11 protein-coding genes are annotated in these 12342 nt (G+C 64.9%); 7 read left to right on the forward strand and 4 right to left on the reverse strand.

All coding sequences use genetic code 11. The features are described from left to right. Window positions 1-132: 132 nt before the first annotated feature. Genes FJ419_RS27335 through FJ419_RS27350 form a run of 4 tightly spaced genes read left to right on the forward strand, consistent with a single transcriptional unit; the run spans window position 133 to window position 5190 of the window. Window positions 133-1287 (forward strand): acyltransferase, encoded by a 1155-nt coding sequence (locus tag FJ419_RS27335; protein WP_140700400.1) that lies wholly within the window; start codon window positions 133-135, stop codon window positions 1285-1287. A 2-nt stretch (window positions 1288-1289) separates the two neighbouring features. Continuing rightward, window positions 1290-2399, forward strand: coding sequence for a glycosyltransferase family A protein (locus tag FJ419_RS27340; protein ID WP_140700387.1), 1110 nt, complete (start codon window positions 1290-1292; stop codon window positions 2397-2399). Next, a complete protein-coding gene (locus tag FJ419_RS27345; RefSeq protein WP_140700388.1) occupies window positions 2396-3415 on the forward strand; it encodes a glycosyltransferase in 1020 nt (339 codons plus the stop codon). Before FJ419_RS27340 ends, FJ419_RS27345 begins: the two co-directional genes overlap by 4 nt. Next, on the forward strand, window positions 3412-5190 hold the full coding sequence (locus FJ419_RS27350; RefSeq protein ID WP_140700389.1) for an ABC transporter ATP-binding protein: 1779 nt from the start codon (window positions 3412-3414) through the stop codon (window positions 5188-5190). Before FJ419_RS27345 ends, FJ419_RS27350 begins: the two co-directional genes overlap by 4 nt. A gap of 117 nt (window positions 5191-5307) precedes the next feature. On the opposite strand, the gene FJ419_RS27355 is transcribed toward FJ419_RS27350, so the two are convergent. From FJ419_RS27355 to FJ419_RS27365, 3 genes are read right to left on the reverse strand one after another with little or no spacing between them, the layout of a single operon-like run. Then, window positions 5308-6624: an HlyD family type I secretion periplasmic adaptor subunit gene (locus tag FJ419_RS27355; protein WP_140700390.1), complete on the reverse strand. Its 1317-nt coding sequence runs from the start codon at window positions 6622-6624 to the stop codon at window positions 5308-5310. Beyond that, window positions 6621-8381 (reverse strand): type I secretion system permease/ATPase, encoded by a 1761-nt coding sequence (locus tag FJ419_RS27360; protein ID WP_140700391.1) that lies wholly within the window; start codon window positions 8379-8381, stop codon window positions 6621-6623. Before FJ419_RS27360 ends, FJ419_RS27355 begins: the two co-directional genes overlap by 4 nt. A 12-nt stretch (window positions 8382-8393) precedes the next feature. Beyond that, complete coding sequence (locus FJ419_RS27365; protein ID WP_140700392.1) at window positions 8394-9818, reverse strand: family 16 glycosylhydrolase; 1425 nt, start codon at window positions 9816-9818, stop codon at window positions 8394-8396. A 454-nt stretch (window positions 9819-10272) separates the two neighbouring features. Between FJ419_RS27365 and FJ419_RS27370 the strand changes: the two genes are divergently transcribed. From FJ419_RS27370 to FJ419_RS27380, 3 genes are all read left to right on the forward strand, one after another. Further along, entirely contained in the window at window positions 10273-10716 is a 444-nt protein-coding gene (locus FJ419_RS27370; protein ID WP_140700393.1) for an SRPBCC family protein, read from the forward strand. Between the two features lie 155 nt (window positions 10717-10871). Next, window positions 10872-11102: a hypothetical protein gene (locus FJ419_RS27375; RefSeq protein WP_140541677.1), complete on the forward strand. Its 231-nt coding sequence runs from the start codon at window positions 10872-10874 to the stop codon at window positions 11100-11102. A 69-nt stretch (window positions 11103-11171) separates the two neighbouring features. Further along, entirely contained in the window at window positions 11172-11402 is a 231-nt protein-coding gene (locus FJ419_RS27380) for a hypothetical protein (protein WP_140700394.1), read from the forward strand. 44 nt (window positions 11403-11446) lie between these two features. Here the strand turns inward: FJ419_RS27380 and FJ419_RS27385 are convergent, their stop codons facing one another. Next, window positions 11447-12151 carry an SDR family oxidoreductase gene (locus tag FJ419_RS27385; protein WP_140700395.1) on the reverse strand — a complete coding sequence of 235 codons (705 nt, stop codon included), beginning with the start codon at window positions 12149-12151 and terminating at the stop codon, window positions 11447-11449. Window positions 12152-12342 lie beyond the last annotated feature (191 nt).

Below are 12342 nucleotides of genomic sequence, written 5' to 3' on the forward strand. Positions count from 1 at the left end.
TTTGTGCCGCAGTCCTTTTAGCGTAGGCGAATATACGGTTTAGGAGTCGGCACGCTTGCGTTTTCCGTTGACCGGCACGGATGTTGCGGCCGGCGGCCCGGGCCATGTCGTCAGCACCAGCGGCTGCGAATGATGCCCGGCGGTCGCGACCTCCAGCTTGACGCGCTCCGGGCTGCAGCCGTCACGCTTGTGCTTTATTCGCATTTCTTCGCGCCCGGCGGCACGTCCTTCCTTGGTCATCTCGGAGTGCGGCTGTTCTTCGTGCTTTCCGGCTTCCTGATCACCAGGCTTTTGCTGGAGGCGCGCGACGCCGACCAATTCGCGGCTGGATCGGCGCTGCGCTCCTTCTATGCCAGGCGCGCGATCCGAATATTCCCGCCCTATTTCGCGGTACTGGCCTTCGTCTGGTTTACCGATCTTGAACAGGCTGGATCGTCGCTCGTCTGGCACGCGCTCTACCTGTCGAACTTCTGGTACGCGCATCGCAACGACTGGACGCCCTGGCTGCTTTGCCATTTCTGGAGCCTCAGCATCGAGGAGCAGTTCTACATCGCCTGGCCGCTGATCGTGCTCCTGGCGCCGCGCAGGCGCATCGAGGCGATCACCATTGGCCTCATCTGCTTCTCGCTCGCCTACCGCTTCTACTGGCCGATCGCCGCCAACCCGGCGCTGGCCCGAGACCTGTTGCCGCCGGCCTCGATGGATGCGCTTGCCTGCGGCGCGCTGCTTGCCGTACGTCGCGCCAGGGGCGCCGGCGTGCCGCGTTGGATGCGGTTCGGCTGGCCGGCCTTCGTGGCGCTCTTCCTACTCGTCGTCTTGTCCGACCCGGGGCCGGCGAACTCGACATGGGAATGGCCGCGCTGGCTGCTGGTGCAGGTGCTGCCGCTGGTGCCGTTGGTGGCGATCGTCTCGATGTGCTCGAACGGCCTTCGCGGCACGCTCGGCTGGCTGGCCGAACTGCCTCCGCTGCTTTTCCTCGGCCGCATCAGCTACGGCGTCTATCTCTATCACGCGATCCTCCTCGCTTACACCGTAAAGGCGCAGCCGTGGATCCCGCTCAACGTCTCGGAGGAGGGGCCGGGCCGCTTCCTGGTCGCGGGCGCCGCCACGCTGATTGTCGCCACGCTGTCCTGGGTGCTGTTCGAAAAGCCGCTCAACAGCTTCAAGCGCTATTTCCCCTATATCGCGCGGCCACGCGCTCGTGCGCCGAGCGAGACCCGGCGGTTCGGCGCCACATATCCCGGCGCAAAAGCGGCGCTCGATCTGCAGCCGACGGACCGGAGCTGACAATGATACGCCCGCTCATCTCCGTCGTGCTGCCGGTCTACAATGCCGAGCTCTATGTCGGCGCTGCAATCCAATCGATCCTGCGGCAGGACTACGACCGGCTCGAAGTCATCGCCATCAATGACGGATCGACCGACAGGTCTCTGGAAATCCTGGAGCGCTTCCGCAAGGCGGACGGCCGCGTATCCATAATCTCGCGCGAGAATCGCGGCCTCGTCGCCAGCCTCAACGAGGGGCTGTCAATAGCCCGGGGCGAGTTGGTGGCGCGGATGGATGCCGACGACTTTGCCTATCCTTGGCGCCTGTCGCGCCAGGCGGCGCTGTTTGCCGCGCGGCCCGAACTCGGCTTCTGCGGCTCGCTTGTCGACACGCTGCTGCACGGCCGCGTCGCGCAGGGCAGGCTGGATCCGGTGTTCCGCGTCGGTCTCCTCCCGGTGCTGTCGAAGTTCTTCACGATCTTCATGCACCCGACGGTGGTCTACAACCGCCGGGTCATCGGCGAGGCAGACCTGCATTACGATGGCCGCTACCGGCATGCCGAGGATTTCGATCTCTTCCGGCGGCTTGCCGACCGCTATCCGGCGGCGCTGATGCCGGAGAGCCTGCTCGTCTACCGCCTGCATCCCGGCAGCGTGACCAGCTTGCATGCAAGCGAGATGCGCCGCACGCACCTCCGGATTGTCGGCGAAAATCTCGAGCGCGAGGGGCTGGCGGACGAAACGCGGGATCTGCGCGCCATCGGCGACAGCGTTTCGTTCGACACCGTGCGCCGCGCGGCCGTGTTCATCCGCAGCCTGGAGGAGCGGATCGCCGAGTTGCCGGCCGCATCGCGGCCGAGCTTCGAGGCCGGCGCGCTGAACCTGTTCTATTTCCTCTACCAGCTCGTCAACGACCGGCAGCGGCCGGCGTTGGCGCATGAGTTGCTGACGCTGACGGCGAAGTGGGACGTCATCCGCCGCCGCGAGAAATACGCGCTGCGCGCCGGCGCCTGGGCGCCCTGGCTGAGCCAGGCTTCGATGTGGGCTGGCAAACGCGCGGACTGGGTCGCCTATCGCTTCAAATCCGCGCCGGCGGCGTCCGTGCTTGCGCCTTATCGGATGGGGGCGGCATGAACGCCGATCGCCATCCGCTGCTGCAGCATCTACGCTCGCCTCCCGGCCCGAACCAACGGCCTGAGGTCTCCTTCATCGTCTGCACGCGTGATCGCGCGGCGGTGCTGAAGTCCTGCATCGATTCGATCCGCGCCGCCTGCCTGACGCATCCTGCCTTCGCCGCTGAGCTGGTGGTGGTCGACAATGGCTCGCGCGACGGCACGGCCGACTACCTATCACGGATCGCCACGGCGTCCGATATAGCGCTGACGGCTATCTGTGAGCCACGGCCCGGACTGGCGGCGGCGCGCAATGCCGGGATGGCGCGGGCGCGCGGGCGTGTGCTGGTCTTCGTCGACGACGATTGCCGGCTCGACCGCGACTATCTCGTCGATCTCGAGCGGCATTATGCGAGCGGCGAGAAATGGCTGATCCGCGGCGGCCGCGTCGAGATCGGCGACGCCGGGGACCTGCCCTTCACCATCAAGCGCTGCGAAAAGCGCAAGCGGCTGACGCGCGCCGTCCATCCGGGCGGCTTCGTGCTCGGCTGCAACATGACCATGCATCACGACGTCGCCGCCCGCATCGGTCCCTTCGACGAACGCTTCGGGGCCGGCGGAGCGCTGCGCTCGGCCGAGGATACGGATTATCTGGTGCGCGCCATGCTGGCCGGCATCGCGGTGGAATATGTGCCGGATATGACGATCTTTCACCATCATGGAAGGCGTGACCGCAGGGCGATCGACCGGCTGCACCGCGACTATCATTTCGGCAACGGTGCGCTCTGCCTGAAACATATGCGCCGCGCCCCGTGGCTGCTTCGTCACTTCTACTGGGCAACGCGGGCGGCCACGCGCGAGCTCTTCGGCGGTCCGCGCTTCGACCAGGAACTCAGCCTGTCGCACTGGCCGATCGTGCTGATGAACCTGGCGGGCGCGGCGAAGTTCATGGCCCTGGTGCTGGCCGGGCGGCCTGACCGGCAGGAGCGGCCCGCCCAGGAAACTACCGAGGCCAGGGCCGAGGCCGGCGCGCGATGATCGAACCCAAAGCCCCTATCTTGTCGATATTGCAGCGCGCGCTCGGACGGCGTCAGCTCGGCCTGATGCCCGTCGTCGTCGTGCTCGGACTTGCAAGTGCCGCGCTCGAAGGGCTCGGCATCGGGCTGATTATCCCGCTGCTTGGCATCATCATGGGCCATGGCGAGACGACCGGCATGGCCGGCCTCTCCGCCCTCCTGCAGAAGGTCGGCGCCGGGCTAGGCGAGCGTGAGCGGCTGATTGCGATTTCGGCCGCTATCCTCGGCTCGATCCTGCTCAAGAACCTCCTCGCCTTCGCCAATTCGGTGCTGACCGCTCATATCTACGGCAAGGCGAGCCAGGCGATACGCGGCGCCTTGGCCGAGCGGCTGCTCAATGTCGGCTATCCCTTCTTTCTCAGGCAAAGCCCGGGCCGCTTGCTCAACATCATCTCCAGCGAATCCTGGCGGGCGTCGGATGCCATCCAGGGTATGCTCAGCGCGATCGTCAGCGCCTCGGCGGCGCTCATCCTGCTCGCCTTTCTGTTGCTGCTCTCGTGGCCGATGACGCTCCTGGTGATGCTGGGGCTGGCACTGGTGCAAGCGGCGCACATGGCGCTGTCGGCGCATCTCAGGGCGCCCAGCCGCAATGTTTCGGCGCGCAACAGCGCCCTGGCCTCGCAAATGCTGCATCTCGTCCATGCTGGCCGGCTGATCCGCATCTTCGGCCAGGAGGCGCGCGAGAAGGCGGCGTTCGAAAAGGCATCCGACGGCGTACGGCGCGCGGCCTTCCTGCTCTCAAACCGCCAGGGCGCGCTGGGGCCGCTGACCGAAGTTCTGCACGCCATGCTGTTCCTGGCGGTGGTGATCGGTGCCTGGCTTGCGGGCTTGAGTTTCCCGCTGGTCGCCGCCTTCCTCATCCTGCTCTACCGCCTGCAGCCGCATGTCAGAGCCTTGCAGATGACCTGGAGCCAGTTGCAGGGTCTTTCCGGCTCGCTGGAAGAGGTGACCTGGCTGCTCGATCCCGATGGCAAGCCCCCGCCGCCCGAGGGCAGCCGGCAGTTCGCCACCTTAACCAAAAAAATCGCCTTCGAGGGCGTGAGCTTCAGCTATGCCAATGAGGAGCAGCGCGCGGCGGTGCTGCACGCGGCGAGCTTCGACATCATGAGCGGGCACTCGACGGCGCTGATCGGCCGCTCCGGCGCCGGCAAGACGACGATCGTCAACCTGCTCTGTCGCTTCGTCGAGCCGGATGCAGGCAAGATCCTCGTCGACGGTGCGCCGCTCGGCGAGATCGACCCGGCCGACTGGCGCCGCCACATCGCTCTCGCCAGCCAGGAGCTGGAGCTGGTCGACGGTACGATTCTCGACAACATCACCTATGGCAAGGACACGGCGACGTTCGAGGAGGCCCGCCGCGCCGCCGAGCTTGCCGAGGCGCACGGCTTCATCGAAACGCTGCCGCAAGGCTATCAGACGGTGGTCGGCTATCGCGGGGTGAACCTTTCGGCCGGGCAAAGGCAGCGCATCGCGCTCGCCCGCGCTCTTGTACGCGACCCCGACATATTGATCCTCGACGAGGCCACCAACGCGGTGGATGGGCTTTCGGAAGCGGCGATCGTCGAGACGCTGAAGTCGCGCGCCGGCCGCCGCACCACGATCGTCATCAGCCACCACCGCAGCACGATCTCGTTCTGCGACGACCTGGTGATCCTGGAGCATGGTAGAGTGAAGAAACAGGCGCCGTTCACTGAGATGGCGAAGCTCACCATGGATGAGTTGTATCGGCCGGAGTGAGGAGCACAAGCAGGGGCTCGCCCGCATCTTCTTCGTCATCACTTCCTCCTCCTAGGTGCCGAAGCGAGGACGGTTCCGGCGCAAAGCGGTCGTTCCGAGGCGACCGGAAGGGCTGCCCTACCTTTCCCTGAACGCCCGTGCGAAGGAATCCATCATCGGGCGCACCAGATATTCGAAGAAGGTCCGGTTGCCGGTGCTGATGAAGGTGTCGACCGGGGTGCCGGGATAGAGCTGGTCCGCCTTCACGCCGGGGGGCAGGGCATCAGCGATCTTCAGCCTGGCGCGGAAATAGGGTTCGTGGGTGGCCTCGTCGATCAACCGGTCGGCAGAGATCTCGCTCACCGTGGCCGGGACTTCCGGCGTCAGGCGCGCGTTGAGGGCCGACAGCCGGAGCTTTGCCTGCTGGCCGACATGCACCTGGTCGATGTCCTTCGGCCGCAGCCTGGCGTCGACCACCAGGCCCGAGGTCGTGGGCAGGATCTCCATGATCTTTTCGCCGGGCGCGACCACGCTGCCTTGCGAATTGTAGGTCGAGGAGACGACGATGCCCGCCGCCGGCGCGGTGATCGTCGTGCGCTTCAGCACCGCTTGCGCGGCGCGCATCCGCTCCTCGATGTCGGCGAGGTTGGTGCGCACATCGTCGAGCTTCGTCAGCGCCTCCTCGACGCGCTGCGTGGTCGCGCGTTCGGTCTGCGCCTCCGCTTCCACGATCTGCGTGCTGGCCGAGGCGAGGTCCGCCTCCAGCGCGCCGGCTTGGCCGACGAGGTCGGCCTCCGAGCGCAAAAGCTGCGAATATTCCCTGCGGTCGGTAAGGCCTCGGTTCAGAAGGTCGGTCTTGATGCCGAGCTCCTTCTTCACCACCTCGGCCTGCTGCTCGATTGCCGTCTTCTGCGCGTTCAGCCCTTTGACCGACTCGCGATGCATGGCGACGCGCTGCGCCAGGATCGACTGCTCCGACCGGAACCGCGCAAGCCTGGCGTCGAATTCCTTCTGCTGCTCGCGGATGAGGTTTTCGAATTCCTGCTGGAACGGCGCCGGCGCGGGCTCGGCGATCGGCGCCAGCGTGGCGAGGCCGTCGCGCTCGGCCTCCAGCCGCGCCGCGCTGGCCTTGAGCGCGATCCATTGTCTTGTCAGCCGGTTGAGATCGGCTTCCGCGGCGGTCCGGTCGAGCAGGATGAGGTCCTGGCCTTCCCGCACGCGGTCGCCTTCATGCACCAGCAACTGCCTGATGATGCCGCCCTCGCGATGCTGGATCAGGATGTTGCCGCCGGTCGCCGCGATCGTGCCTTGCGTGATCACTGCGCCTGCCAGCGGCGCACTCGCCGCCCAAAAGCCGAAGCCGCCGACCATCAGCGTGGTCGCCGCGTAGCCGGCGACGGCCGTGCGCCGGAAGTCGGCGCGCGGGCGGCTTTCGAGGATGAGGCTCTGCGTCATCGTCCAGGACCCGTGGCGATGCTGTGCGAGGCGCGGATGGTCGGCGCGAACGATCCTGTGACCACCGTGTTCCGCTGCTTGCCCGGCTGGCGCAGCACCTCGGCGCTCGGTCCGAATGCCTCGATGACGCCGCCGCGCAAGACCATCACGCGGTCGCAAGCGGTGGCGATCGAAGGGCGATGCGTGATCACGATCGTGGTCACGCCCGCGGCGCGGGCCGCCGCGAGCACCGCTTCCAGTGCTGTCTCTCCGGCGCCGTCGAGATGCGTGCTCGGCTCATCCAGCACCAGGATGCGCGGATTGCCGTAGAAAGCGCGCGCCAGCCCGATCCGCTGCCGTTCGCCGCCCGACAGGGTCCCGGCGATCATCGTCTGGTAGCCGTCACGCAGCGAAAGGATCAGCTCATGCGCCTCGGCGCGCTTTGCCGCTTCCACGATCGCGGCGTCGTCCGCCTGCGCGTCGAAGCGGGCGATGTTGTGGGCGATCGAGCCGGGGAAAAGCTCGACCTCCTGCGCCAGATAGCCGATATGCCGGCCGAGCTGGTTTTCGTCCCATGTCCTGAGCTCCGCGCCGTCGATCCTGATCGTACCGCCGCTCGGCTGGGCGGCACCGACGAGCAGCCGCGCCAGCGTCGACTTTCCGGCACCGCTCGGGCCGACGATCGCCACCGCTTCGCCGGCCTGAATCGCGAAACTCAATCGCTTGAGAATCGGTTCGGCGCCAAAGGCGGCATTTGGCGCGATGAAGAAAAGATCCTGCGCCGAAATCGCGCCGGCCGGGTCGGGCAAGACGAGCTTGCGCGTCTCTGCCGGCTGCGTAGCGAGCGCGGTCCCCAGGCGCGTCCACGCGCGCCTGGCCTCACCGAGCTGCCGCCAGGAGCCGATCAATTGGTCGAGCGGCTGCAGCGCGCGCGACGACACCAGCGAGGAAGCGAAGATCATGCCGGCCGTCATCTGGCCCTTGAGCACCAGCCAGGCGCCGGTGCCGAGGATCGCCAGCTGCAGCATCATGCGCAGTGCCCTGGAAGCGCCGCTGAAGATCGCGTTGGCGCCGGCCGAGCGGTCATGTAGGGCAAGCGCCTCCGATACATGCCGGCCCCATGCGCGCGCGGCGTTCCCCACCATACCCATGGCGCGCAGCGTCTCGGCGTTGCGGGCGAAGGCCTGCTCGGCCCGGCTGGCCAAGGCCGAACGCTCCGCCGAGAGCGCATCGTTCCTGCCGATAGCAAGCTGGTTGGCCACGACCAGGATGACCAGCAGCGTGGCGCCGCCGAGCGTGACCCAGAACAGCAGCGGATGGATAAGGTAGAGCAGGCCAAGGAAGACCGGCGCGAAGGGCAGGTCGAACAGCACCGAAACACCGCGCGAGCGAATGAAGGCGCAGACCGAGGCAAGGTCGGTGAGCGGCGACTGCGCATTGCCGGAACCGAGCGAAGCGGCGAACACTCTGGCGCCAAGCCTGTCATTGACCGTCGCCGCGACGCGCTGCGTGTAGACGGCTCGGACGGCGTCGAGAAAGCCGAGGAAACCGAGCGCCGCGACCGCGATGACCGACAGATAGACGAGCGTCTCGACGCTGGAGGAGGGCAGCACCCGGTCATAGACCTGGAGCAAGTAGAGCGGGATGACCAGGAGCAGAAGGTTGATGAGCAGCGAGAACAGGCCGACATCGGCGATGGCGCGACGGAACACCTTGCGCAGGTGCGTCGGCCACAGGCCGGCCTGCCTGATCGCATCCGGAGCTCGCTCCCTCGACATCATCCCGGCCGCCTAGGCTGCGTGCTCGCCCGTGACGTTCAAATGGGTCTGCTGCAGCTCATCCAGCGTATAGGCGTGGATATAGTCGATCTTCATCTGGGCCGGCGTGGCGAGATGGTCGGGCGGCGCGCCGGCTTGGCCGCCGATCGCGAGATCCACGAGCATGTACATCGGCTTGTTCATGTCGGACGGCGTCGCCGCTTGCGCGACCTGCACGCCGTCATAGGTCCAGACCAGCTTGTCCGGGGTCCAAAGGAGGCCATAGGTATGGAAGCCGGCGGTGTCCATGACGTTCACGGTGGATCCGACCATCGTGTGCTGGCCCGTCTCATTGGTGTGCGCGGTCATCAGCAGCGAATTCGGTTTCTGTCCGTACATCTCCATCACGTCCAGCTCCGGCGGCCAGGAGCCGTCTTCCGGCAGCAGCCAGAAGGCCGGCCAGGCGCCGGCGTGTTCCGGCAAGTCGGCCCTCATTTCGAAATAGCCATAGGTCTGCGAGAAGGAGTCATGCGTGGTCAGGATGCCGGAGGTGTATTCGTAATTGTTGATCAGCGGCTTGATGTCGGCCGGCGCCTGCGCCGCGGTGATGGTGAGGACCCCGTTCTGCACGCTAAACGGATGCACCGAGCTGGTCGGGGCGTAATTGGCGTCGATATACCACTGCAGCTCGCCATTGCGCGTTAGCGTGCTGCCGTTCGGCGCCCCCCACCAGAAGTTGGTGTCCCAGGTGCCGCCCTGGCTGTTGTGCAGGTTCAGCGTGTTGAACTCGTCGCCGAAGGACAGCGTCATGCCGGACTTGTCGATCGGCAGCTGGAACTGGTTGGGCTGGAATTTGTCGATCGTGGTGTTCTTGAATTCGAGGATTTCGCCCGATCCGAGGTTCAGCACCACATTGGATCCCGCTTGGATCATGTTCTGGTGGATGGCCGCGAACGATGTGAACCCGTAGCCATCGAGCCGCACAGCATCGTTCGAGGCGAAATTGACGATCGAGTCGCTGCCGTTGCCCTTCGCGATGATGAAAACATCCGCGCCGCCGCCGCCATCGATCAGCACATCGTTGCCCGCCCCGCCGTCGATCGTTTGGCCGCCCGCCGTGGCGGTGATGATGTTGTCCAGCGCATTGCCGAAGGCATAGTTGTGGGCGTTGGTGACGACGAGGTTCTCGACATTGTCCGGCAGCGTGTAGCTCATCCATGTGTTGATCGTGTCGATGCCCTGTCCGGCGTACTCGACCACCTTGTTGCCCGCCGAATAGAGATAATAGATGTCGTCGCCTTGGCCGCCATACATGGTGACGTTGACGCCGCTGGAGGCCCAGATTGAGTCGTTGCCGCTGCTGCCGTTGAATGTCGGTCCGGACGTTGCCGAAAACCAATGATTGGAAGCCCCGCTATAATAAAGAGGAACGCCTACCGCGTTGACAACGAAACTCATCGGACACTCCTTCCGCGCTGCCCCGCCCGGATGGCTCGTTGCAAGTTCAAGTGCCTGACCCGAACCAACTTGCAGCACGGGCTATCGTTCCCGAAAACAAGCATTTAGTACAGTGAAAATTGCCGGTATTTTTATCGATATTTTATGCAGATAGAATAAGTGAGGCCTAATACAATTATGAGGCGAGCCGTTCTCAATTTTACTTAATTTTTGCAAGGTTTTGGTCCGCTCACGCTGCGCGCGAACGACGCCGGCCTGAAGCGGCGCTTGGGATGGCTCCGCCCGGCCAGCCCGCGCCGCCGACGCCCAGCCTGATCCTAGCTTAATATCCGCTCCTGCATTGGAAGGCGCACGGTAGAGGCGGGCAGAAAAAATTTGACAGCCTCTGTCGGATAGGCCGGAGTCCAACCGTCCTTGGGCCATCGATCAGCCAAACCGAAAGGGATATCGAGACATGCCGAGCACCATTCAACTGCACCGCGTCCTGGCGACCAAGCCGGAGAAGGTTTACCGCGCGTTCGTCGAGGCCGATGCGCTGGCGAAGTGGCTGCCGCCGAACGGTTTTACTTGCACGGTCCACGAGTTCGAGGGCAAGGTCGGCGGCGCCTACAAGATGTCCTTCCGCAACTTCACCACCGGCGACAGCCATTCCTTCGGCGGCGAATTTGTCGAGCTGGTTCCGAGCGAGCGCCTGCGCTACACCGACCGCTTCGACGATCCCAACCTGCCGGGCCAGATCGAGGTGACCGTGATCCTGAAGAAGGTTTCGGTAGGCACCGAGATCAACATCACCCAGGCCGGCATCCCGGATGCTATCCCCGCCGAGGCCTGCTATCTCGGCTGGCAGGAATCGCTGCGCAACCTGGCCAAGCTCGTCGAGCCCGAGATCAACCAGTAAGTCGGAGCAATTCCAGGAAAAGTGCGTAGGTCCGGCACCTTCGCCGTAACGTTCTGGAATTGCGTCAAGATGAGAGCGGGCGGCGGTCGGTTTTCCGGCCGCCGCCTTACCCGAGGTAAGCAAAATTTCACCAAGTGCTGTTAAAAGCCGCTTCCATGGATCGCAACAAGAACAACGACCTGTTTGTCCTGATGGCGGCGCTCGCCGCCATCGCGATCTACAACATTGCCTGCGGCATCAAGACAGGCGAGGTCCGCGGCAAGTTGCATTGGGTCGCTCTGGCGGACGATCCGACACGTTTTTGGAACATCGTGGTCGGCAATTCGATCGTCCTGGTGGCTTCGATAGCCTTTCTGTGGGTGCTCAATTCCCGCAGACCCGGATGACTTGCGCCGGCGCTTTCTTTGCACGTACGCGATAATCAAAATTTCATCGAACGCAGCTAGACGCGCTCCATGGATCGCAACAGAAACGACGCCGTCTTTGTCGTGGTGGCGGCACTCGCCGCCTTCGCGATCTATAACCTTGCTTACGGCCTGAAGACCGGAGAGATCCGGGGAAGGCTCAGCTGGATTTCGTGTGCGGACGACCCAGCGCGTTTTTGGAACAACGTTGTGGGCAACCTGGTCGCCGTCGTTGCGTTGCTGGGTGTTCTTTTGCTGCTGCATCGTCGCCGCAGCAAATGACGTGTCGCCCGGCTATGCCGGGCGCCGTCCCTCGGCCGTTCGGCTTATACGGCTCTTGTGATGCCGCCATCGACGCGGATGTTCTGTCCGGTGATGTAGGCGGCCCCGTCTGAAGCGAGGAACGAGATCGTCGCGGCGATCTCTTCCGAAGTGCCGTAGCGCTTCAGCGGCACGCTGTCGCGGCGCTCGTTCGTCGCCGGCAGGCTGTCGATCCAGCCCGGCAGCACATTGTTCATGCGGATGTTGTCGGCGGCATAAGTGTCGGCGAAGATCTTGGTGTAGGCGGCAAGTCCGGCGCGCGCCACCGCCGACGTCGGGAACATCGCGCTCGGCTCGAACGCCCAGGCGGTCGAGATGTTGATGATGACGCCGGATTTCTGCTTCTGCATCACCGGCGTCACCAGCCGGGTCGGGCGCACGGCGTTGAGGAAATAGGTGTCGATGCCCTTGTGCCAGTCCTCGTCGCTGATCTCGATGATCTGCGCGCGCGGCCCGTGGCCGGCGCTGTTGACCAGCACGTCGATGCGGCCCCAGCGTTCCACCGCGCCGTCGGTAAGGCGCTCCAGATCGTCATTCGACTGGTTGGAGCCGGTGACGCCGAAGCCGCCGAGTTCCTTGCCCAGCGCTTCGCCTTTGCCGGAAGAGGACAGCACGCCGATCTTGAATCCGTCCGCCGCCAGGCGCCTGGCCGCCGCTGCGCCCATGCCACTGCCGCCCGCCGTCACCAAAGCTACTTTCTCGCCTGCCATGTCGCTGATCCATTCCTTGCTGAAAGCGCTCTGTTAGCACGAAGCAGTGCGGGGCACGAACCGGATTGGGTTACGCCAAGGCGTTGATAATTGGCGAAGGGCGGCGGAACTGCCAATCTCCCCCTCGTGGGCAGGGCTGTCCGGGGAAAGTGTTGGGTGAATCGAAATGCCGCATGTGCATGCCCCGTAAG

This window comes from Mesorhizobium sp. B2-6-2 (assembly GCF_006440615.1).
GTDB lineage: Bacteria > Pseudomonadota > Alphaproteobacteria > Rhizobiales > Rhizobiaceae > Mesorhizobium.